Consider the following 24621-nt stretch of genomic DNA (forward strand, 5'->3'; position numbering starts at 1 on the left):
AAGTGTCTCTTTAATGTTTTAAGATTCAATAACAGAATGTTTTGTACTCGGGTTTTCGGGTTCGTTCGAATCAATTCTTTGTTTTAAACGTATAGTCAACTTGCGGGCTAAATTAATAGAAGGTTTTTCTACAAGAAACCAGGATGCCGTTGCAAATATAGCAGCCAATATGCAGGAAAGAATAGCGTTTAACTCAGTGCCTGCTTTCGGAAATGCCTGATATGTTAGTTGTAAACTTGGCCAGCCATAGAGATATATCCCATATGAGATATCAGCAGGTAGGCGTAATTTTAAACTAAGGGAAGTAGTTCCTAAAAAATAAGCGGCTGCAATTGAAAAAATCATAATTATACTTTTAAAAAGTATTGTATCCTTGGCTAAAAAAAGGAAAATTCCTAGCAAAATAACCACTGAAATTCCAATCCTGAACTTATCACTATTATAATATACAAAGCCACCTAATAAAAAAGTGACTGTATATTGAGGAAAAACATCAAGACCCAGTAATTCACGGTTAGAACCTATTAAAGGGATTAGAGTAGGGAACACCATGACACTTATAAGCAATGTCATTATAATTACATTTGAACTTAATCGTTCACGCAATAAACCAAACATCCCTATTATACCAACTACAATATATAACCTAGCTTCCAATGTAATAGACCATAAAGAACCATTTATAGCCGAAGTAGGGTGGTCGTTATAAACACCAGGAAGGAAGTGCTCGTTCCATATTAATCCTAAATTCCCTTTTATGTATTTATATACTTGAGGGTCGATAAAATAATTACGTACACTTAAGTCAGTAAAGAACATTCCGATAAGAACAGTAAATAAAACACAGGCTACTAATGCTGGATATATACGAAAAAAACGCTTTGCCATAAAAGACAAGATCGTGTCAGACTGCTCCATACTTTTAAAGATTAATGCACCACTGAAGAAAAAGAATACAAACACAGCAATTTCTCCAGAATGTGTTATACCTGTAAGGCGGGTTACAATTTCTACTTTTCCAACTTGCGGTGCAACTGCGTAAGCATGAGCCCAAATTACCAATAAAGCAGCAACTAATCTTATTAAGTCAAAATTGTTGTTGTTTCTAGAAAATGCGTTATTGTTTTTCACAATTAAACCTCTTTCTAATAATCTAAAGATTTATTATGGAATACAGTATTACCTAAGTGATGTTTTTATCAACTTTTTTATTATAAAACATAATTTGTGAATAAAAAACCAAGAAATAACTACTATTATGGAGTACAACAATTTTTTGCTGTTTTATAGTATAATGGTTCAGGATATTACGTTACCGTTTGTTTCTAACGGTGTCAGGAGAATTATGATAATATGCAAAATGAATGGAGAAAAATATGGAGCTTTATTGCTGTATCCGGTATAGGATGGATAGTGGACTTTGGAATATATAGCTGTTTAATTGGATTAATGAAATTTTCGCCTATAGAGTCCAATCTAATAAGTGCTGCAGTAGCTGTAATTTTTGTTTTCTTTATATCTGTTTATAAAATATTTCTTAATGAACGCAAATTTATTGTTGGCGGCTTAATATTGTATTTAATATATCAGGCAGGATCCATTTACGGCTTTTCTTTTTTAATAAATTTAAGTTCTAATTACATTACTAGCCTGAAGATTTTACCAGATAATATTGTCCCTATCCTTATGAAATGTTTTTATACACCATTCACACTTGTAACAAACTATTTGTTTATGCGATTTTTAACTGTGAAGGTGCTTGGAACTAAAAAGGCAATAAATACTAATACAGTACTATAAATAAGGAGAATATGAATGTCTTCAAAAATAATAGTTTTTATCCCCATGTATAATTGCCAGGATCAGATTATACGTGTACTAACTCAGTTTGATTCTAATGTGAAACAATATATTGAAGAAATTTTAATTGTGAACAATAGAAGTACAGATAACGGTGAAGCGGTTGCTATTGAGAAAATGCAAAAAATAGAAGATGTCAAAGTTACTTTACTGCGTAATGTAGATAATTATGGACTAGGAGGATCACATAAAGTTGCTTTTGATTATGGCCTGAAAAATAACTATGATTACCTAATAGTTCTTCATGGCGATGATCAAGGGGATATTCGGGAGATTGTTCCTTATCTGCAAAAAGAAGAGTATAAAAATTATGATTGCTTATTAGGAGCGCGTTTTCATCGGGATTCAAAGCTTGAAGGGTATTCATGGTTTAGAACCTTTGGGAATCGTGTATACAATTTTTTATTCTCGTTGGTGGCCGGTCGTAAAATATTTGATCTGGGTTCAGGATTGAATATGTATAAACTTGAAATATTTAAAAACGGGTATCATACTAAATTCCCCGATGATCTAACCTTTAATTACTGTATGATTCTTGGAAGCATTTATCGGAAGCAAAAATTACGTTTTTTTCCGCTTACATGGCGTGAGGATGACCAGGTCTCAAATGTTAAGCTTACCCGTCAAGCTGTCAGAGTGTTAAATTTACTTAGAATGTATGGAAGTAATAGAAAAAAATTTATGTTGACAGATCATCGTGTTAAAGTAGTTGCCGGTTATCATAGTGAATTAATCTATAGTAATTTGGCAACAAAGGGGTTAAAAAACGAATGAAACCAGTGAAAGCCTCGAAATTTACGCAATTAGTGTATTTTATTTTCTTTGTATATATTTTTACAGGTATTTTTTACGCCTTGTTTACAAAGAATCCGGAACTAAATATATTTAGGAATTACAAAGGTGAATTTTCATTTAAATACATTACTTGGTTCTTGTGTGTATATCTTTTCTCTCATGTTTTGAGAATTATAAGGTTGTACACTCTTTTGTTGGAAGAAAAAGTGAGAGTGGGTTCTCTATTAAGAGTATATTTCACTACTTCATGGATTAACTTTTTGCTGCCTTATAAGTTAGGTGAAATATTTCGAATTACGGAAATAGGAAATCTATGTAAGAGTTTTAGAAGAGGAATTGTGACTATCTGGATTGAACGGTTTTTTGATGCTGTCATTTTGTCGAGTTTCATCTTCGGATATTTCATCTTTTATGATTCTACATTTGGGAAATTCATTCCTATTGCTATTGTACTTATCATTTTTGTAGCCTTTTCTTTGTTGTATTTTCTTGAGTTTACGTACACATTCAAGTATCTGACTTCCTTTTTGATAACTAAAAGTAATACACGCAGAGGGATACACTTGCTGAAGTTGGCTAACAGTCTTGATAAAATTCATGCAGATATTAAACAACTCATACGGGGACGGACGTCGCTGCTATTATTCTTGTCAATCGCTATTTGGACTATGGAGTTAACCTCAGTGTTTATATTATCTAAGTTATTTAATATTAATTCTCTGGCCCAAAGTTTTATTGTTCTTTTAAATGATTCTTTGGTTTCAACTATTAGCTCTAATATCCAACTTATTTCTTTATATCAAAGTATTGCTTTAAGCGCTCTAATAGTACTAGCTATTCCCTTTATTGCGGTGGCAGTTAAATTAAATATTTTATCATGGAAAGCAGAACGAGCAAATCTTAAACAAAAAAATTATCGTCATAAAGAGAGTTTAGTGGACTTAAATGAATGGGAGCATGTAATTTAGCGTTGTTTTGAAAGGGGCAGGGGTTGGTGAAACAACAGATTTATTTTATATATGATGATAGTGAGCGACCGCCATTTTCAATCGAAACTATTGTTGGTGATAGATCCTTTGGACATATAATCCATAAGAGGACTAAATTACGGGATAAGTTGCGGCTGCAATTAAAAAAAGAAGGAATAGAAGAAATTTTTGAAATTACCCATCCTCAACAAAGAACTGAAATGATTAACCAGTTTAAAGAGGAAAGTAATACTCCGATTTTTATACATTACTTTTCTAAAGCAGTCATCGTTGATCCAGAAAAGTTTTCTATTCTATTGAATAAAATAATATATTCTCATTCTACCAGCATTAATCAAGAGAATGATCCTTTTATGTTGGTTTTTACAAATATTTCAAAATATGAAGAGTATATTAAGCTACTAAACAAAAATCATATAATTACCAGAGCAGACTTGGGAAGTGAAACGTTAATGTTTGCTCCTAATAATTTTGCTATGGATATTTCTAATATCGCTGCTTTTTTGAACTTCTTCTCAGGAGGATTTGAAGCCCGTTATTTTAATGAACTTGTCGGAGATGAACTTATACTAGTAAAAAAATCTTCTGATAAGCAGAAGATGGAGAAGGAATATACCTATTATCACCTTCTTCCTGACGTTATGAAAAAATGGTATGTAATGCCGTATGATTTTAAAGCGGAAAAAGACTATGCGAGTTATACGATGGAACGTTTGAACGTTCCTGATATGGCACTGCAATGGATACACAATTCAGTGTCAATTCGTGACATGGAAACTTTCTTGAATAAGATTTTTTCGTTTATTGCATCACGTCCTGTACGAAAGATTGAAAGAACGGAATATATGCAGAGATTTAATGATTTGTATTACCAAAAGGTATTAGACCGCATGAATAATCTGAAAGAGTTGGCTCCATTTTCGGCTTTAAACTCATACGTTGTAAACGGTACAACGTATAGTTTGGAGCAAATTATCAGTGATTATCATGAAATTTTTCTACAATTTGAGGGTGAATTAAGTGTTTATACTGAAGTTATAGGACACGGTGATCTTTGTTTTTCAAACATTCTTTACGATAAAAATTCATATATGATGAAGTTTATTGATACAAAAGGTGCATTAAAAGAAAAGGATTTATGGACTGACCCCTATTACGATTTAGCTAAATTATCTCATTCTATTCTTGGGAATTATGATTTTATTAATAATGAACTATTCATCATTTCACTTAATAATTCACTTTCTTTACAGTTAAGCTTAAAATCTAGGTTACTTACTCCGTTTCAACAACTTTTCATTAAAAAGGTTGAAGAGGCGGGATATGACATTAAATTAATAAGATTATGTGAGGCCTCACTCTTTCTTTCAATGCTGCCGCTTCACATTGATAATCCACGTAAGGTATTAGCCTTTTTACTCAATGCTATTCAGATCAAAGAGGAGTTGGAGCAGAATGTCTAATGGAAAAGGAACTTTAGTTGTAGATCTTGATGGTACCCTATGTCCAATTAAAGCAAGTGGAGAAAAGTATGATGATTTGATTCCTTATTTTAACATGGTACAAAAAGTTAAGGAGTGGAAAGAAGAAGGTTTTACAATATTAATTCATACTGCTCGTAATATGAGAACACACAGCGGGAATTTAGGTTTAATAAACGCTCATACGGCAAGAAAAGTGATGGACTGGTTGGATAAATGGGAAATTCCTTATGATGAGATTTTATTTGGAAAGCCATGGCCGGGAGAACGAGGGTTTTATATAGATGATAGGGCTATCAGACCAGACGAGTTTTTAAAATATAATGAAGACGAATTAAATGCAATTGTAGAGAAAAGCAGAGAGCCTTTGAAAGCTAATTCGGAGGTTGAAAAATGAATATAGTAATTACTATGGCCGGCATGGGAAGCCGGTTTCAAAAGGCAGGTTACAATGTACCAAAGTATATGATACCAGCTAAAGGGAGATCATTATTCTACTGGTCATTAATAAGTCTGCAAAATTTCATTAGAGAAGATGCTACATTTATTTTTATTGTTAGGCATGAGGACGGCGCAGACGAATTCATAAAGACTGAGTGCGACAAGTTGAAAATTTCAAATTATGAAGTGGTTGGTTTGGATAGTCTCACAGATGGACAGGCTACCAGCGTACTTTTTGCTGAACCCTTTTGGAAGCCGGATGAACCGCTTTTAATTTACAACATTGATACTCACGTAAATCCAGCTGAACTTGAGTTTACGAATAACAATCAAATGGATGGATGGATTCCCTGCTTTGAAGCATTAGGAGACCACTGGAGTTTCGTGAAAGTCAATGGACATGGAATCGCTACAGAAGTTAGAGAAAAGAAGAGGATTTCGGAAAATGCGACAATAGGATTGTACTGGTTCTCATCTCCAGCGGTGTATAAAAAAGCATATGCTGATTATTATTCTATTAGCGGACATGAAGAAAAAGGAGAAAAATACATCGCACCTCTATATAACCAACTGATCAGTGATGGCAGAATTGTAACAATAAGTCTTATTCCTGCAGGAAGTGTTCACATTTTAGGAACGCCAGAAGAATTGAATATATTTCAAACGAATTCGTATAGTCTATAGAGAAAAGCTGAATTGTTTGATTTCTAAAATGACTGGATATGGAGTTCTTCTATATGAATAATGCTAATGCAGAACGTCTTCAAAAAACTACTAGGCTAGTAGGTAATCCATTATTTTCACTTGTATTATTTTTTGTTCTATCAATTAATAGAATATTATTGCCGGGCTTATATATGGATTCAGTGAATCCTGACTACTTTGCTGCCTATATATCCAACCCCGAAAATGTGCCAATGTGGGGTTATCCGGATAATTTTTTATTTCCCTTATATAAGTATCCGTTGCTTAATTCATTATATGGGGGAGCAACACCAGCATATTTAGGTTTGTTTTTATGGAAAATAATAGGGTTTAATGTTTTCTCTATTAGGTTAATGCATCTTTTATTTGGTTTGCTTATAATTTTTTTAAGCTATAAGGCGATTTATGGGCTTACAAAGAATAGGATGCTAGCAACAACTGTATCTACAGTTATCGGTTTTGACCCGACATTCTTGTTTGCTTGGAGAACGCAGTATTATCTGCAGTTATTTCCTTTATTAACGTTTATTCCATCTCTGGTTTTATTAGCTAAAGAAATAACTACGCTTAGACACACGGGGACTTTTAATAAGAAAAGAATTTTTCTGATTGCCATTTTATTGGGGTTTAGTGCATGGGGATACTTTATATTTGTGATTTACAGCTTTGCATTGTTTTGTGTTCTTGTTTATTATGCCTGGAAGAATAATAAGTTATGGAAAAGCGTTAGTATGGTAATTCCAGGGTTCCTGTTGGGGTACAGTCCATTTATTTATGCTCACTTCTCGATCATTGTTAATCAAGGATTTAAAGGTTACCTCGGCTCATTAAGCGCTATGAATAGTGCCTACGGAATCAGTGATCAGATTAGTGTCAGTATATTAGACCGGATCCAGCATGTGTGGAACTTGGTTGTGCATCTTTTTGATGGAGAATTTATTGGAGTGACGATGCTAGGCCAGACGCCGTATAAAACAGCTATAGGTGCTATAATTTTTGTAGTATGGGTTTCCCTTTCAGTACTGACGTTTATAATTAAAATCACTAAAAAAATAGATGCTAATTCTGTAATCCAACAAAAATTGTTTTTGTTTAATATGTTAACCACAATCGGAATCTATACACATTTACTTTTCGGTGTAATTATTGGGCAATCACTTAATTATCAACATTATATTATGGTTTTGCCATTAATTTATGTGAGTATTGCAGGAATGCTCTACGGAATCTTCCTTTCGCAGGCAGCATCAGAAAGTGCGGCTTATTTAAGAAAAGCGATAAGAGGGACTTCTCTCATTTTAAGTCTTGTTCTGATTCTCTTTTATGGATTCCATAATTTAAAAATGTTTAGCGATTTAGAAAAGACAGGCGGAGTAGGCTATTATAGTGACTCCATCAACCGCCTGGCCGATTATACCTATAATGTTCCGACTGATGCGGTGGTAGCCTTTCCACAATGGGGATACTGGATGGGAGTAGCAGCGGCCACTGGAGGTAACAGAGAGCTCTGGTCTGAGACTGATGTAGAACAGCTGATCTCTGATATAAATAACCGTCCGGTTAGAAAGGATTACTTTGTAGTGCTAGAAACAGATCAAGCAGTAGAGGGTATACAAAATATATCTAATAACACTAAGCTATCGGTAGTTAATACTGTAGAGTTTCAAACTCGGAATGGTATTCCAACCTTTATCGTAGCCCATTTTCAATAAAGACTGTTTAGAGCTTAATTATAATTATTAAGCTGCCATTTAGAGTTGCTTATCCATGTGATAATCTGCTTGAGTGGCAGCTTTTTCTTGCTTTAGCATACAGAGTATATGGCTATAAGGTGTGATATTTGATACAATTAATAAGTTAAAGGTTTGGAAATGACCCGCGAAACAGCGGTTTGGGAGGATATAAATGAACGAGCAAGGAATACGCAGAGAAGACGTGGAGCTGCTGGCTCCGGCCGGTGACTGGGAATGTATGCGTGCAGCAGTGGCGAACGGTGCGGATGCGGTCTTTTTTGGCGTAGAGAAGTTTAATGCACGGGCGAGAGCCAACAACTTCCGTATGGACGAGCTGCCGGAGATTATGGCGTTTCTTCATAGCTATGGAGTGAAGGGCTTTTTGACGTTTAATATACTGGTGTTTGAGAATGAGCTGGCCGATGCCAAGGAACTGATCGATGCTTGTATTGATGCAGGTGTGGACGCGGTGATTGTACAGGATTTAGGGCTGGTGCGGATGATCCGCGAAATCTCCCCCGACTTCCCTATTCACGGTTCAACGCAAATGACGATTACTTCACCGGAAGCGGTGGAATTCACCAAGCCGTGGGGTATGGAGCGCGTCGTACTCGGACGTGAAAATAACCTGAAGCAGATCAAGATAATCGGGGATCAGGCCCGGCTGCCTATGGAAGTATTCGTGCATGGTGCCTTATGTGTCTCCTATTCTGGCCAATGCTTGACCTCGGAAATGTGGGGCGGCCGGTCCGCGAACCGTGGTGAATGTGCGCAGGCCTGCCGTTTGCCGTATGATCTAATGGTGGATGGTAAAATTCAACCGATGGGTGATGTGACCTATCTGCTGTCTCCCAAGGATTTGGCGGCGATCGATCTGATGCCTGAGCTGATTGAGGCTGGCGTAACCTCCTTCAAAATCGAAGGCCGGCTCAAGACCCCGGAATACGTGGCGAACGTGGTCAGTAAATACCGCAAAGCGATTGACCGTTATTTTGACGGGAACTGGTCGCCGACTTCGAAGGAGGATATGCGTGAGCTGCAGCAGAGCTTTTCGCGCGGCTTTACGCACGGCTTCCTGGAGGGGACGAATAACAAACAGCTGGTGGACGGGACTTTTCCAAAAAGCCGTGGCGTGTACATGGGCACAGTCGAGCAGATTCTGCGCGATGGTGTAGTCTGCCGCATCCATGCTCCGCTTAAGCGCGGGGACGGGATTGTATTTGACGCCGGTGATCCGACCAAAAAGGAAGAAGGCGGGCGCGTCTACGATCTGCGCCGTAAAGGCGTAAAGCTTGAGGGCGAAGCCGGAGAAGGCTGGATCGTTGACATCGTGCCTGGCCGCAATGACGTGGATCTGCGCAGACTGCATGTTGGCGACCGCATCTGGAAGACCAATGACCCTGCGCTCGATAAGTCGCTGCGTCAGTCCTACGAAACCGAGAAGCCGTACCGGGTGTTCCCGGTGCATGTTAAGGTCCAAGGCCGCGTTGGCGAGCCGCTGGCCACGTGGTGGACCGACGTTCAGAAGAACGTCACGGTCCAAGTGAATTCGGAGCTGCTGCTGGAAGCCGCGCAGAAGCGCCCGATGGATGCCGCCCTGCTGGGAGAACAATTCGGCCGCCTTGGCGGGACCGTGTTCCAGCTTGAGGCGCTGGAGTCGCAGCTGGAAGGCGACGTGATCGTGCCTATGCGCGAGCTCAACAGCATCCGCCGCCAGGCGGTGGAGCTGCTTGCCGGCGAGCGCCCGAAGCCGCCCATCTACGTGAAACGGGCGGTAGAGGTCTACGGCGACGCTGACCGCAGGTGCGGCGCCGGGCTGCGCGGTGAAGCGGAGCTTACCGCGCTGTGCCGCAGCCTGCCGCAGGTGCAGGCTGCGCTCGAAGCCGGCGTAACGAACATCTACGCCGACTTCGAGTTCATCAAGCAGTTCCCGGCAGCGGTGGACGCTGTACGGGCTGCGGGAGCCAGCATTGCGCTGGCCACGCCGCGCATCCATATGCCGGGCGAGAACGGCTACCACGCCAACATTCTGCGCCTGCAGCCGGATGCCGTGCTGGTGCGCAATACAGGCGCGCTGTACTACTATCTCAAGCACCGGATGGAGCACCCGGATGCACAGCATCCGCGCCTGTTCGGTGACTTCTCGCTGAACATTGCCAACCACAAAGCGGTTGACCTGTTCCTGGAATCCGGTCTGGATGCAGTAACGCCGTCCTATGACCTGAACATTCAGCAGATGGTCGACCTTCTCGGACGCAGTGACACCTCACGTATGGAGGTTGTCATTCATCAGCATCTGCCGATGTTCCATACGGAACATTGTGTATACTGTACCTTCATGAGTGAAGGTACCAACTATACGAACTGCGGGCGCCCTTGCGAAGAGCAGCGTGCTTCTCTGCAGGACCGGATCGGCATGTCCCATCCTGTCCGTGTAGACGAAGGCTGCCGCAACACTGTATATAATGCAGTAGAGCAGTCCGGAGCGGAATACCTGAACAATTTCCGTGACTTAGGTGTCTCCTCTTTCCGGGTAGAGTTCCTGGAAGAAACGCCAGAGCAGGTGGCAGAGGTTATCAGCCTCTACACAAGCGCGCTGCGCGGTGAAATCTCCGGTACTCAGGTCTGGAAGAGCCTTAAGGCGACCAATCAGCTTGGTGTTACACGCGGACAGCTGGTTAACGCTAAGTAATTACAAATTTTTATATAGAGCCAGGACCACTCAAGTGCTATTAGACCAGACTCGAGCGCTTCCTGGCTCTTTTTTGTATAAATCATTTAAGTTCCTAACATATAACAATATAACTGCCAAAAAACTTCCTGAACTGCTATAATTGAATTTATTATGCCACGTTCGTTGAGAGCTATACCGGCGCAAAAGTACTGAAACAGAAGGAGCTATATCATGAAAATCCGTAAAGCGATTATTCCCGCGGCTGGTCTTGGTACCCGCTTTCTGCCTGCCACCAAAGCGATGCCCAAAGAAATGCTGCCGATTGTAGACAAGCCGACGATTCAATATATTGTCGAAGAAGCCGTTGCCTCCGGGATTGAAGATATCATTATCGTCACAGGTAAGGGCAAGCGGGCGATTGAAGACCATTTTGACAATTCATTTGAGCTAGAGTTTAACCTGGCAGAGAAGCAGAAATGGGAGCTGCTCGAATCTGTTCGCAAATCCTCCGAAATGGCTGACATCCATTACATCCGCCAAAAGGAGCCCCGCGGTCTCGGACACGCCATCTGGTGCGCCCGTAAGTTCATCGGCAATGAGCCTTTTGCTGTACTGCTCGGTGACGATATTGTCGAGGCGGACAAGCCGTGCCTGAAGCAGATGATTGAAATTTATGAAGAATACAAGTCCTCCATTGTCGGGGTGCAGCCTGTACCTTGGGAAGAAGTATCCCGCTACGGTCTCGTAGACGGCACTCAGCTGGCAGACCGTGTCTATAAAGCCAACAGACTGGTGGAGAAGCCGAAGCGTGAGGACGCACCATCCAACCTGGCTATATTGGGACGTTATATCCTGACTCCGCGTATTTTCGATATGCTGGGTGAACAGCAGGTAGGGGTAGGCGGTGAAATCCAGCTTACAGATGCAATTGCACGTTTAAGCGACGTAGAGCGGATTATTGCCTATGACTTCGAGGGCAGACGGCATGACGTCGGCGAGAAGATGGGGTTTATCCAGACGACCATTCATTATGCGCTGCAGCATGAGGAACTGAAGGAAGGTTTGCTGGATTATCTTAAAGAGATTATTGACATTGAAGCTGGGAAGGCTGCTAAGCTGTAAATAGAACATCTGAATAAAAATATACATCTTGTATAAAAAAGCAGGACAGAATTCTTCCGCGATGGAGAATTACTGCCCTGCTTTTTTAGTCCATAGAATAAAGATGATTAAAATAATAAATCCTGCGAATAATTTGCCCCTTCAAGAATATCATACTCCACTAGGAGGTAATCGTTCAGAAGTTCCTGTTGAGCAGCACTCAGACTGGTATCATTCCCGGTCGAATCTAACAATACCCCTTTGCTTAATCCTGGAAGGGTGGATTGTATTTCGTTAAGCATTTTATAGTATGGGGGAAGAGTCTGACCGGCTAGCTGAAAAACTGTTGGGCCAATAAAGGCAGGACTTAACGTGCCTAATGCCTCGTTACCAATATCATAGTTAGCCATTATTAATAATGTAGTTTCATGCTCAAGTCTAAAATTATATTCCCAGCCGGAATTTGAATATATCGCCGAAGCTAAGCCTGGGAGATGATCACCCCAAAAAACAACAATAGTTGGACGCTCAATGGCCATTATTTCATCATGGAGATAGGCCAGAGCTTCGTCACTCACTAGAATATCTTGTGTATATGCCTCCAATTGCTCGTCTTCTGTAGCATCAGGACCTGTGACGGTAATACTACTGATTCCGTTTCTTTCATTAATAACAGGAAGATGGTTCTGCATAGTGACTAGATGTAAGAACGTTGGGGCAGCAGAAGCATGGAGTTCGCTTATCGATTCTTTTATGGCAGAAAGATCCGAAATATATGCGCTCGGAGTGATCCTTTCAGTGTTTTTCATATCGTCATCACTGATGAACTGATCAAATCCCAGAATGGGATAGACTCTGCTGCGACTGTAGAAGGTTTCATCAAACGGATGAATCGCCAGGGTCTGGTAACCCCTCTCCCTTAGTATACTGGCGATAGAAGGCACCGAACTCATCTTAACCAGTTTTTGCTGATAGGGGACAGCTCCGTCTTTAAGGAAATACATTGACATTCCAGTAAGGGCTTCAAACTCGACATTAGCTGTATTTCCGCCAAACTCAGGAGTCAGTACGTAACCGGAAGGCGTGGAATCGATTTCTTCATGTATAAATTTTAGAGGATCAGAACTGAAGGAGTAGTTAGATAACCGGGTAGGGTCAAAAAAAGATTCACTCATAATATACATAATGTTAGGCTGTTCAATCGGGATATACAAAGCGGTATCCTCTGGAGAGGTGCTGTATTTTGCAGCGATTTTCTCAATAGCCTCCAGACTATAACCGGCGGGTTTATCCAGCATGTCTTGTTTCAGGTTAGCTGTAAATGCAAAAACAAAGCCATTTTGAGTGTAATTATATTTTTGATTCCAGTATATGTTCTGATATTTAATCGATGCCAATAATGGTTCACCCCCGACAACAACAATGATAAATCCGGTAATATTGATCCTGGAATAAAGATGAATATGAGTCGGACAGTCAGTGAAGTTTTAATTTTGGGAAGCTTGAGGGCCCCCCATATTAACCCCGAAACTATAACTGCAGCAATTACTAGTTCAATCGGAGAAATAAACCCTTTACTGATTTGCAGCATTTCATTTGCATTCTTAACTAACATTAAATCCCATGGGTATAAGGGTTCTCCGACTATACCTAACTTTTTATAATTTATAAAACCGCAAGCTATGCAAATTATTGAAATTATTGCTGGACCGAAGTATGTATTTGGCATGAGCGCTGATGAGATCAGTAATAATAAAAAGAAAAAAACACTTCCGATTAAAAAAATAAAAGGAAAATGAATAACCCAGCTAATACTCTGTATTAGATTTAAATTAACTGTGGTTAGCTGCATGGAAAAATTCAATATAAATCCACCAGTCAATAAGATGAGAACTGTTAATAACAACTGTTTTGAAGAGAAGAAAAGCCGCAAGTAAACCCACCCCTATCGTAAATTGAAAACTCAGCATACGACAGGTATCTGAAAATAGCCTTAAAGCTCTTATAAATAAAAAATCCCCTTCGACTCTTTGCAGAGGCGAAGGGGCGGTTATATCGTAAATATTAGAACTGCTGTGCAACAATCGCATCAATTTGCGCTGCTTCAGCAGCATCAGCTGCAATCAGCAGATCATACACAGCCTGATCCTGTCCGCCGCTGCGTTTAAGTGCAGCCAGATACCAGCGGGCAATCTCGCGGTTAGTGGTATCCGCATAGTCCTCACTAAGGCCGGCTTTCAGGGTCGCCGCTGCAGTCTCATTATCTCCTGACATCAGCTGCAGCTTGCCTGTACTCAGTGCAATGCTAGGTGTAACGGAGAAAGGACGTCCCTGCAGCTGTTCAGGCGGCAACGTTTTGAGATGCTCGACTCCATCAACCACGTGCTTATATGCTTCAATTCCGTCAGTAATGTATTCTTGCTTCTTAGTATCATCCTTTTGCTCATAAGCGGCGTAGCCTAGAGTGAAGGAACGGCTAATAATAGCATCGTACCAGTCAATATCCCAGTAGAACTTATCAGCATTGTCATGATATACGGTAAAGGCAAGGTCCCCTTGTCCTCTCAAATCGTAAATTCCGACAAGCTGCTTTAAAAGATCCTTATTATAAGGTTCATCTCCCAGAGATCGCGTTACGATATTATAGGCCTCATCAAGATACTGGGTGTCCTGTGTTTGAGTGAAGACCTGTTGATCCATGGAAGAGAGGTATATTGCCGATTCCGGGTGGAACGGCCGTTTATCCAGAGCTTCAATAAGCGGTGCTTTGATCTCTTCATAAGACTGGCTGACACCGATCAGATTCTTGGCTTTCATTGCTGAAGTGCTGGAGCTCAAATAATTAATGGACAGGAACAGCAGAAAGACTGTACCGACTGTAAGTGCAGCCATGTAACCAATCCGCAGACCGGCTTTGTTCCAATTACGGCGTAGTGGTTTGCTGTCCATTGAGGCACCCATACCGGCAAGGCTGAGGAAGACGAGAATGCCCATGAACGCATAGCTCAGGTTGAAGTCAAGCAAGCTGTGGACGAGAATAGACAGAGCAATGATATAAAAGAAGTACCCATTGGCAAAGTCGTCTTTGTCACGCTTCAGATAGCTGCGGATAAATTTGTAGAACACGTATCCGATAAAACCAATAAACACGATGAAACCAACAATCCCAACCTCAATCAAATACTGCAAAAAGAAATTGTGCGCCTGACGGCTGGTATAAGGGTTATTTTGATATTGCTCATAAAGTGACGCCCAACCGCCTCCGCCTGCGCCGAGAATCGGATAATCTTTAACAACCTTCAAAGCGTCTTTATAAAAGGTGAACCGTTCCAGAACACTGTGCTGCTTAAAGTTTATGTTCTCAAGGCGTGTCTCCATGTTGGCCGGCAGAATGCTGCGTACGCTTGTCCCGATCAACAAAAAGGCTACAATCCCAACGAGAATAAGTGAGCCCAGCGGAAGCCAAAGTCCAGTTCCTTTGCGTGATCCCCAGCGACTGAGTTTTTGCTCCAACCAGGGTGCTACATAACGTTGTACAACCCATCCAAGTCCTGCTACTACAAGTGATGCGATTATTAGGTACGCCCAGCCTTTAAGTGCTGCTCCGGAAGTGAAGGCTGTATTCAGTTCTGTTCCCAGAGTAGTCAGCGGGTTAGTTACCGCCAGAGCAGCAACACCGGCAAGAGCCAGATGAATGATCCAGAGGAGCTGCTGAGCAGGTTTGAGAAGAATCAGCAGAAGAATAAACACGACCGGCAGCATAACAAGTCCGCCGCGGGACAAGGTCAGCAGCAGCGATACGATAATCGGTACCAGCATAAAACCGTGGGTCAGTGTCCCGTACCACTTCTTGGAGCGGATGAGAGCAAAGACGGCAACAAACAGAAACGCCATCAGAAAGGCTGCATACGTATTCGCATATTGGAAGATAGAGGTTAGACGCAGACCGTTGGAGTCAGTCATTACAGCATCTAAGTACTTACCTCCGCGCACAGTATTGGAGAACCAGCCGACAAGACTTCCGGCAAATTTCGATCCTCCAAGCCAATTCAACAAGCCGAATGCCACAATAAAATAAGAAATCGCAAGAATAGCGTTTTGAATGACAACATTTAGTTGCTTTTGCTTGAGCAGATATAGGGCTATAATAAATATTGCAAGGTACATGCTCTGAATGAGCAGCAGATTCATCGCCATATAATGCGAAGCCGCTCCGGAAAGCGACAAGGCATATGTGACAGGCAGCAGTAATGAGACCACTAATAGCAAGTCGCGCTGCTCCTCCAGCTTAAACTTTGTGAAGTACAATCCCATCCATACCAGCAACATCAGACTGCTTAGAAGTGAGGATATGTAGATCGGTTTTTCAAAATCTAACTGCTGCCCATTGAACAAACCAACTTGGAACGGAGTCCAGATTAAAAACAAGATAAAAGCAACAGCCAATGCCCAGATGGGACTGGATATCTTTTCAACATTTCTCGACTGAGCTGCATTTTTACCGTATACTGGTTTCGACACGTTTTAATCTCCTTTTATTATAGTTACGTCAATATTTTAGCATACAGAATTTTTAATACCAACATAAAGAGATGTTAAGCGAAAATACAATTTTTTCAAGATAATATTTTAAAGTAAAGGAGTAAATCAAGTTAAATGTTACAGCAAAAAAAACTACGCGCAGAAATCGCCCTATTATTTCAATTATCTAAAAATGATTTTCAAAAAAAATATTTAGGTTCGTATTTAGGGGTTGTATGGGCTTTTGTTCAACCGGCTATTACTATTTTGATTTTTTGGTTTGTTTTTCAGGTGGGCTTCAAAAATACACCAGTAGATGACGTTCCTTATATATTGTGGTTAACGACAGGCCTTGTTCCATGGTTCTTCTTTGCTGAAAGCCTTAATTCGACAACAGGTTCTATTCTTGAAAATGACTTTTTAGTGAAAAAAGTTGTGTTTAAAGTGGAGCTTTTGCCTTTAGTGAAAATTGCATCTTCGCTTTACGTTCATCTCTTCTTTGTACTGATAACTTTTTCATTATTCTTCCTATATGGCTACCAATTTTCGGTATTTAATCTTCAGGTGGTTTATTACTTGTTCGCTATGGGAGTGATTATTGCCGGTATTGGCTGGCTTTTTTCTGCTCTGGCGGTTTTTTTCAAGGATATGGCTCCGCTGATATCTATGATAGTTCAATTTGGATTTTGGCTGACTCCTATTTTTTGGGGGATGCAGCAAATTCCTAATCAATATAAGACCTTATTGAGTCTTAATCCTATGTATTACATTGTTGAAGGATATAGAGATGCATTTATCAATCACATTTGGTTTTGGGAAAAACCATGGCTGACAATTTGGTTTTGGTTTGTAGCTGTTGCATTGATACTAGTTGGGCGTAAAGTCTTCAAAAAGCTTAAGCCACATTTTGCCGACGTATTATAGGAGGAGTCATGTCAGAAAAAATTATATCACTAAATAATCTTTCCAAAACGTACAAACTATATAATGCCCCCATAGACAGATTAAAGGAATCCTTAAATCCATTTGGTAAGAAATATTCACATCAATTTTATGCTTTGAAAAATGTGACCATTGATATTTATAAAGGTGAGACAATTGGTATCGTAGGGAAAAATGGATCAGGGAAATCGACATTGTTAAAAATAATTACTGGTGTATTACTTCAGTCGTCTGGAGATATGGAAATAAAAAGTGATAAAATATCTTCTATATTAGAGCTGGGAGCAGGTTTTAATATGGAGTACACAGGTATTGAGAACATCTATTTAAATGGTACTTTACTTGGGTATAAAAAAAGCGAGATAGATGCCAGAATGGATGCTATCTTGCGGTTTGCTGATATTGGAGATTTTGTCCATCAACCTGTAAAAATGTACTCTAGCGGTATGTTTGCGAGACTGGCGTTTGCAGTTGCTGTTAATGTTGAGCCTGAAATACTCATTGTTGATGAAGCGTTAGCAGTAGGGGATATTAAGTTTCAAACCAAATGTTTTAATAAATTTAGGGAATTGAGGGATAAAGGGGTCACTATTCTTTTCGTGAGTCATGATGTTTATTCTATTCGTCAATTTTGTGATCGAGCAGTATGGATTAATGAAGGGGATCTAAAAATGATTGGCGATACCGTGGAGGTTACTTCGCGGTATGTGGAGTTTATGAACACCATGGAGAATCATGCAGATGATGAGAGTGATAATTTTAATATTGACCAAGAATCAGGGATGGTTACTTCTCCAGAATTTGAAATTAGTTCATTCTCGAATGTAGTTAGTCGATGGGGCTCTGATCAAGGAGCTATTGTTTATGCTGCTATTCTTAGCAGAATGGGACATCCATCAGATCTAATTACTCTTGGCGAAGAAATGAGCGTAAAAGTTATATTTAAAATCCCATACAACGCTGATATTAATCACTTCAGTTGCGCATTCTCAATTAAATCTATTCAAGGAATGGATCTTGTTGTTTCAACTACCCGTGATGGAGAAAGCGTATTTTTTAATGAGGCCATGAAAGGTAAATATGTTGAGGTAACCTTTGTATTTCAAAATTGGCTCAATAGTGCAGATTATATTTTGAATGTTGCCCTTGAAAATCGTGAAGAACAAGTACCGGCTTATATTGACTATATTGAAGGAGCTGCATATTTCAAAAGTATAAATGATCGTAAACAGTTTGGAATTTTGAACCTGCCAGTCCAACAAAAATTACAACTTTTGAAAGTAGGAGAGTAGCTTGGAGATAAATAGTGAAAAATACTGGGATAAGAGATTCGAGGAAGATTGGGAAGCAAAGGGCGGGCGAAGCCAAACGGATTATTTTACTAATATGGCGATTGAATTTCTGCCTGAAGGTATTAAAGAGATTTTGCGAAATAACAATGTCTCCTTTCTAGACTGGGGTTGTGCTGAGGGAGATGGTGTGAATATTTTTGGGCAACGTTTTCCTAACTTAAAGGTTGCAGGTCTTGATTTTGCTAAGTCTGCAATACGTAAAGCACAAAAAAATTATCCTGAATATACATTTTACGAAGGAACTTTGCAAGAGTATAACAAAAAATTCGATATTATTTTTACGTCAAACTGTCTCGAACATTATAACAATCCTCTAGATTGGGCAAAAGAGCTAAGTAAGTATACTAATGATATGCTAATAATAATGGTGCCTTTTCAAGAACGTGAGCGGATTAAAGAGCACTTTTTTACATTTGATTACGACACATTTCCATTAAAATTAGAGTTTTTCTTTTTAACGTTCTTTAAAGTTTTCAATACTGACCCCTATTTCTGGCCAGGTAAACAACTGTTGTTAGTGTACAGCCGGCAGGATTCCGCTAATTTAAACAGGCTTAATTTAGGAATGTATGATCCTATTACCGATGGACATCATAAGCAGTTGGATTATGTGGAGAAATTAAAAGAAGACATTAAAGACCGGGACGAAGCTGCTAAAGCAATTAATGAGGAAAATAAAAACCTTTCAGAATGGATCAATATTTTGAAAGCAGAAGTAAGCAAAAGAGACGAAAGTGTAGCAGTCATTAAAGAAGAATTAAAAGAGAAGGATAAATGGATTACTACTATGGAAGCAGAGGTCTCAAAAAGAGAAGAAAGTATATCGATTATAAAAAATGAGTTAGCAGAGAAGGATAAATGGATCAAAATATTGCAAGATGAAGTTAGGAAAAGAGATGAAGCGAACGCTGAGCGTTCTGAATAAAGGGGGACTATACTTTTATGAATACTGTTTCGCAGGATTTTGAACTTATAGAGCATGAGTTGCAAAAAAATAAAGTTTCCAATGAAATAAATATAAATACAATTAAAACCTTTAAAAATAAGTTGTTTCTCCTGGAAAACACTAAAGCTTGGAAAATGATGTGCCTCTTAAGGAGAGTCAATGAGCAGTTTATAAAAGGAGATGCTACAGAAAGGAAGAAATTTGTATCATGGGTACAAAAAAAAATTTTGAAAAAACCAATTCCTTCAGAAAATGCTTTGATACGTTACTCCCCAATACAATCTGAAAAAATCGAACCATATGAATTAAAGGAAACAAAGAGTGTATCTGAAAGACCACTATATACTCCCCGAATGGAAAAACAAGGTGATTATATAACTTTTAATAAACCTAAATCCTACGATATATTCCGATTTCCCGTTATAAACTGGAACTTTCGTTGGCAACGTCCGCAACAAATATCTAAACAGTTTGCTGAATCAGGACACAGGGTCTTCTATTTTTCTGTAGATGTAACTCCTTTAGGTAAAGATAATCTCTCTTACGCAGAGGTTGCTGATAATGTTTCAATAATTGAAGTGGAAAATAACGTTTGGGTTATTAGGCTATGTACTAAAAATAATATGAGTGTATATAAAGACCGTATTGAAGATCAGCAGGATCATCTTTATTTGAAATGGTCATTAAAATATGTTCAGGAAAAATTTAATGTTGGTTTTTCTATTTCTATAATTGATTTACCTTTTTGGCAGCCGCTTATGAAAGATATTAGTTTTAACCTTGTTGTTTATGATTGCATGGATGATCACGAAGGGTTTTCCACAAATTCAAAGACAATGCTTATTGATGAGAAAAACTTAATGAGCTCTGCCGATCTGGTTATTGCCTCCTCCCAAAGACTTTTTGAAAAAATTAATACATCCAATGAGAATACGGTCTTAATTAGAAACGCCGGTGAATACAATCACTTTTCCAGTGTTACTGAAGAACTTTTAGAACCGCTTGCAAGCGGTCCGGTTATAGGGTACTATGGCGCAATATCTGAGTGGTTCGATATTGAGCTTATATGTAAGTTAGCTAAAAAGCATAGTGAATGGACCTTTATTTTAATCGGGGATACCTTTGGGTGTGACATTACAAATGCTGAAAAAATCAGCAACATTATCTTCTATGGTGAAATGCCTTATCAAAACCTGCCAAAGTATCTTGCGAAATTTGATGTTGCTCTCATACCGTTTATCAAGAATAATCTCACACTGGCTACTAATCCAGTCAAGGTTTATGAATATCTTGCTGCAGGTAAGCCCGTAGTATCCACAGGGTTGCCTGAATTGCAGTTAATAAAAGAATACTTGTATTTGGCAGATACTTTTGAAGAATTTGATCAAGCCATTATGTCTGCTTTGAAGGAAAATAGAAACGAATCAATGGATAAAAGGAAAAAATTTGCATTACAGAACACTTGGCATTCTAGATACTTAACGTTGAACGAAGAAATCAACTCAAGATTTTTCCCGAAGGTCAGCATTGTAATTGTTACCTATAATAATTGGTCATTTACGAAGCAATGTCTGAATAGTTTGCTTTACACTAATGACTATCCTAATCTAGAGGTTATTGTTGTAGACAACATGTCTACTGATGAAACCAGAATTGAATTAGCCAGACTAATGCATCCGCAGCTTAAAATAATTTTATCGCCTTATAATACTGGTTTTGCAGGCGGGAATTCGATCGGTTGTAAAGAATCAACAGGTGATTTTATTGTACTTCTTAATAATGATACTATACTTTCACCTGGATGGATTCATCGTTTAATTAAACCATTGGCAGACAGAGAGGATGTAGGAATGGCTGGCCCTGTCTCTAATTCGGTTGGAAACGATCAAATTTTGGACTTTTTCCAGGGTGATCCTATTACAGGAGCGGATAAGTTATGGCTAAGAGAGTTTCATGAGTTATATGAAGGCAAATATTATGAGACAGATTTGCTGGGTTTCTACTGTGTGGCAATAAAAAGAGAAGTCTATAACCAACTCGGTGATTTAGATAAAAGTTACGGAGTTGGTATGTTTGAAGACGATGATTACTGTGAACAAGTTAAGGCACTGGGTTACAAGCTTATAGTTGTTCAGGATGCTTTTGTGTATCATCATGGTAGTGCCAGTTTTAAAAAGATGGACTCAACCGTATACAATGAGATTTGGGAAAAAAATAAACAATATTTCGAACAGAAATGGAATAGGAAATGGGTAAATCCTAAAGGACCTCATTCATATTTTTCTAATTGTTATGACGCCGAAAGTGTTAGTAAAGCGCTAAAATTAGCGGGGAAACCTGTAGCTCTTATACTTGGAGCAAAAAAATGGTCGAGTCATAATTATTTAAGCGGTTCTGAGGTTTTATCGAAAACTCTATCTGATATGGGGTATTTAGCTATTGTATATATACATCATTACAATGATAATGCTATCACAGGAGTTAGAAAGCTGAGTGAAAGCATATATGTAACCAATCGCTTGGATTTATTTTTCAATGCTGAGTTTGACTCAGTAATTTATTGTGGGGAAACGGAGTATTATCCTCTTAAAAGTAAAACTATCTATATTGACAGTGCGTCATATCATGATAAAGATTTTTTTGGGAAATTCACAAAAGAAAATTCCTTCAGCGTTTATGATTCAGGCGAAAAAATGGTACCTGAATTACGAGGGCATCTATGAATAAACTAAAAAAAATACTTAAGTATTCAAAAGAGCCTAAAGTACTACTTAGAAAAGTTATTCACCGTTTGCCAAAGGGGGGGTTAAGAAAAAATATTCTATCATTTCCAAGTGAGGATGAACTATCTTATCGTTTAGAAAGTCTTATGCGTAAATACGAAGGGAAGACTGTGTATGTCTTTCCTTCACCTAACTGCCCTTGGGGATATATGTTTCAACGACCGCAACAATTAGCACGAGCTTTAGCTAGAGAAGGTAATCTTATCTTTTATATGACCGATACATCATATCCCTATAGTCCGGATTGGAATGTTAGAGGTTTTTTGGAAGTCGAGCCGAATATTTATCTGTTTAATGATGATAAAGACAATGTTATTAATCAGTTAGCCTCCCGGAAAGTTATTGTCTGGCAGTATTGGCCACATCAAAATGATTATGTTAAGAAATTAAAGGTATTAAACAAACAACTGATTCATGTTTATGATTGTATTGATGATATTACAACATTTGATTCATACGGCAATATTCAAAATGATTATTATGAGTCTGTTGTCAATTCAAATTTAACTTTAGCTACCTCAAATCAAATATATAATCAGGTAAAGACTATTCGTAATGATGTAATTTACGTACCTAATGGTGTTGAGGTTGGGGATTTTGATAGGAGTTTAGAAGAAATCCCTTCAGTTCAGCTTATACGTAAAAAGTTTTCTTATATTATCGGTTATTATGGGGCCATAGCAGATTGGTTTGATTTTGAATTGTTGAAGTATTTGGCGGATAATAATCCTAAGAATGGATTTGTCATTGTAGGTGAGGTCTACAAAGAAATTCAATTTAAAGTGGAGGATTTTAAGGGATATAACAATGTCTTTTTTATGAAACGAATCTCCTACGAAATGATTCCCTCCCTGTTAGATTACTTCGATGTAGCTATAATTCCCTTTTTAATTAATGATATAACATTGAGCACATCTCCAGTAAAGGCGTTTGAGTATTTAGCCGGAGGTAAAGAGATTGTCTCTACGGAACTTCCGGAGGTAAAAGGTATTCGTCAGGAGTTTGTTGCAGAGAATTACATTGAGTTTCAGAACAAGTTGGAGTTAGCTCTGAATAGAATAAATGATTCTAATCGAATTGCTTTTCTAAAATCTCTTGCGATACAAAACACTTGGAAAGAAAGAGTTTCGCGAGTAACTAAAGCGATATCCAATGACCGGAGTGAATGATATATTGAAAATAGCTGTCTTTGATCGGAATAACTCTAAACAGTTTAATGGTGGCGATACAGTTCAAATTAAGGCAATAGTAAACTTTTTAAAAGAGCAGGGACACATTGTAGATTTATTCATTAATCCAGTAGATTTAAGCAGCTATGATATGGTATTTATATTTAATCTTCAAAGACCGCATGAAGCCTTGCTGTACGCAAGTGTAGCAAAGTTTTATTCTAAGCCGTATATTTTATTTCCAATATATTGGGATATGACATCTTTGGAAATGAAAGATTTTATCTCAGGCAGATCAATTGTTAAGAAAAGTATTCCTACTCCAATACTTTCGCTAATTAAAGGGATTCGTTATTATCTTGGCTCAAAAAAGATACTAAGGAAGTATAAAGTTTCTTTCAACAATATGCTCAATGAAAAAAAAATAATAAGATATATACTGGATAATGCATTGTATATTATTCCTAACTCTGAAGCGGAGTCACTGCATTTGGAACAAATCTTTGGACGGAAATATGCTGAGAAAATACAAGTAATCTATAATGGTTCGGATATTGATACAGACTTCGGATCTCAAACAGATGATGTAAAAGTAAAATATAATTTACCAGATTCTTATATTTGTTGTATAGGCGGAATAGGACCAAGAAAAAACCAAATGAACCTGGTGAAAGCTGCAAGAAATACTGATATAAATCTAATCATTGTTGGTAAAGCTTCTGCTAATGATAAATACTATGAGAAAAACATTAAAAAACTTGCTACAGATAACATAATTTTTTTAGGCGAATTAAAAACTGAAGACATTTATTGGTTATTAAAAAATGCTAAAGGTCACATACAACCGAGTTATATTGAGACACCTGGGATTTCTTCAGTTGAAGCCATGTTACTAGATTGTCCGATTTGTGTCTCTGATGTAAGCCCGGTAAAAGAATATTTCGGAGATAACGCTGTATATTGTTCTCCTTATAGTATTGATTCAATTAAAGAGGGGCTTCGGTATTTAAACAATCAGCGGGCTGAGTATAAAAGGAAAGTCCCGAAACATGCGTATCATTGGAATAAGGTGTTGTTACCACTTCTTGATTTACTAGAATCTAAACATTATGTAAAAGAATAGGAGTGC

The 24621-nt window shown here is 38.6% G+C and carries 18 protein-coding genes; 15 read left to right on the forward strand and 3 right to left on the reverse strand.

Going from position 1 to position 24621, the window contains the following annotated elements; translation table 11 throughout:
• Window positions 1-18 precede the first annotated feature (18 nt).
• Window positions 19-1131, reverse strand: coding sequence for an acyltransferase family protein (locus BN3772_RS00005; protein WP_042195341.1), 1113 nt, complete (start codon window positions 1129-1131; stop codon window positions 19-21).
• 222 nt (window positions 1132-1353) lie between these two features.
• Here BN3772_RS00005 and BN3772_RS00010 point away from each other — a divergent pair, with 222 nt between their 5' ends.
• The 9 genes from BN3772_RS00010 to galU all read left to right on the forward strand — a co-directional run bounded on the left by BN3772_RS00010 (window position 1354) and on the right by galU (window position 11800).
• Window positions 1354-1800 carry a GtrA family protein gene (locus BN3772_RS00010; protein WP_042195342.1) on the forward strand — a complete coding sequence of 149 codons (447 nt, stop codon included), beginning with the start codon at window positions 1354-1356 and terminating at the stop codon, window positions 1798-1800.
• A 15-nt stretch (window positions 1801-1815) separates the two neighbouring features.
• Entirely contained in the window at window positions 1816-2634 is an 819-nt protein-coding gene (locus tag BN3772_RS00015; protein ID WP_042195345.1) for a glycosyltransferase family 2 protein, read from the forward strand.
• Window positions 2631-3623, forward strand: coding sequence for a lysylphosphatidylglycerol synthase domain-containing protein (locus BN3772_RS00020; protein ID WP_042195348.1), 993 nt, complete (start codon window positions 2631-2633; stop codon window positions 3621-3623). The genes BN3772_RS00015 and BN3772_RS00020 overlap by 4 nt, the downstream gene beginning before the upstream one ends.
• 26 nt (window positions 3624-3649) lie before the next feature.
• Complete coding sequence (locus BN3772_RS00025) at window positions 3650-5107, forward strand: hypothetical protein (protein WP_052380301.1); 1458 nt, start codon at window positions 3650-3652, stop codon at window positions 5105-5107.
• Window positions 5100-5522: an HAD family hydrolase gene (locus BN3772_RS00030; protein ID WP_042195350.1), complete on the forward strand. Its 423-nt coding sequence runs from the start codon at window positions 5100-5102 to the stop codon at window positions 5520-5522. The genes BN3772_RS00025 and BN3772_RS00030 overlap by 8 nt, the downstream gene beginning before the upstream one ends.
• Window positions 5519-6250 carry a glycosyltransferase family 2 protein gene (locus BN3772_RS00035; RefSeq protein ID WP_042195353.1) on the forward strand — a complete coding sequence of 244 codons (732 nt, stop codon included), beginning with the start codon at window positions 5519-5521 and terminating at the stop codon, window positions 6248-6250. Before BN3772_RS00030 ends, BN3772_RS00035 begins: the two co-directional genes overlap by 4 nt.
• Window positions 6251-6303: 53 nt before the next feature.
• A complete protein-coding gene (locus BN3772_RS00040; protein WP_042195356.1) occupies window positions 6304-7983 on the forward strand; it encodes a hypothetical protein in 1680 nt (559 codons plus the stop codon).
• Window positions 7984-8176: 193 nt separating this feature from the next.
• Window positions 8177-10696 carry a U32 family peptidase gene (locus BN3772_RS00045; RefSeq protein WP_042195359.1) on the forward strand — a complete coding sequence of 840 codons (2520 nt, stop codon included), beginning with the start codon at window positions 8177-8179 and terminating at the stop codon, window positions 10694-10696.
• Window positions 10697-10909: 213 nt separating this feature from the next.
• A complete protein-coding gene (galU, locus tag BN3772_RS00050) occupies window positions 10910-11800 on the forward strand; it encodes a UTP--glucose-1-phosphate uridylyltransferase GalU (RefSeq protein WP_042195360.1) in 891 nt (296 codons plus the stop codon).
• A 107-nt stretch (window positions 11801-11907) separates the two neighbouring features.
• Here galU and BN3772_RS00055 read toward each other — a convergent pair whose 3' ends face one another.
• Together BN3772_RS00055 and BN3772_RS00060 are read right to left on the reverse strand one after the other, a co-directional pair.
• Window positions 11908-13176, reverse strand: coding sequence for an LTA synthase family protein (locus tag BN3772_RS00055; protein WP_042195362.1), 1269 nt, complete (start codon window positions 13174-13176; stop codon window positions 11908-11910).
• A gap of 667 nt (window positions 13177-13843) precedes the next feature.
• Window positions 13844-16300, reverse strand: a complete 2457-nt coding sequence (locus BN3772_RS00060; RefSeq protein ID WP_042195364.1) for an O-antigen ligase family protein — start codon at window positions 16298-16300, stop codon at window positions 13844-13846.
• 135 nt (window positions 16301-16435) lie between these two features.
• Between BN3772_RS00060 and BN3772_RS00065 the strand changes: the two genes are divergently transcribed.
• The 6 genes from BN3772_RS00065 to BN3772_RS00090 are packed head-to-tail and all read left to right on the forward strand — an operon-like array spanning window position 16436 to window position 24615.
• The gene (locus tag BN3772_RS00065; protein ID WP_042195366.1) at window positions 16436-17224 is read left to right on the forward strand and encodes an ABC transporter permease; all 789 of its coding nucleotides are present in this window, start codon (window positions 16436-16438) and stop codon (window positions 17222-17224) included.
• Between the two features lie 8 nt (window positions 17225-17232).
• Window positions 17233-18534: an ABC transporter ATP-binding protein gene (locus tag BN3772_RS30445; protein WP_042195368.1), complete on the forward strand. Its 1302-nt coding sequence runs from the start codon at window positions 17233-17235 to the stop codon at window positions 18532-18534.
• Between the two features lies 1 nt (window position 18535).
• Complete coding sequence (locus BN3772_RS00075; RefSeq protein WP_042195370.1) at window positions 18536-19519, forward strand: class I SAM-dependent methyltransferase; 984 nt, start codon at window positions 18536-18538, stop codon at window positions 19517-19519.
• Window positions 19520-19536: 17 nt separating this feature from the next.
• The gene (locus BN3772_RS00080; protein WP_052380302.1) at window positions 19537-22263 is read left to right on the forward strand and encodes a glycosyltransferase; all 2727 of its coding nucleotides are present in this window, start codon (window positions 19537-19539) and stop codon (window positions 22261-22263) included.
• The gene (locus tag BN3772_RS00085; protein ID WP_042195372.1) at window positions 22260-23492 is read left to right on the forward strand and encodes a glycosyltransferase family protein; all 1233 of its coding nucleotides are present in this window, start codon (window positions 22260-22262) and stop codon (window positions 23490-23492) included. The genes BN3772_RS00080 and BN3772_RS00085 overlap by 4 nt, the downstream gene beginning before the upstream one ends.
• Before the next feature lie 4 nt (window positions 23493-23496).
• Window positions 23497-24615: a glycosyltransferase gene (locus BN3772_RS00090; RefSeq protein ID WP_157643514.1), complete on the forward strand. Its 1119-nt coding sequence runs from the start codon at window positions 23497-23499 to the stop codon at window positions 24613-24615.
• The last annotated feature ends 6 nt before the right edge of the window (window positions 24616-24621 follow it).

Source organism: Paenibacillus camerounensis (assembly GCF_000723885.1).
Taxonomy (GTDB): Bacteria; Bacillota; Bacilli; order Paenibacillales; family Paenibacillaceae; genus Paenibacillus_AQ; species Paenibacillus_AQ camerounensis.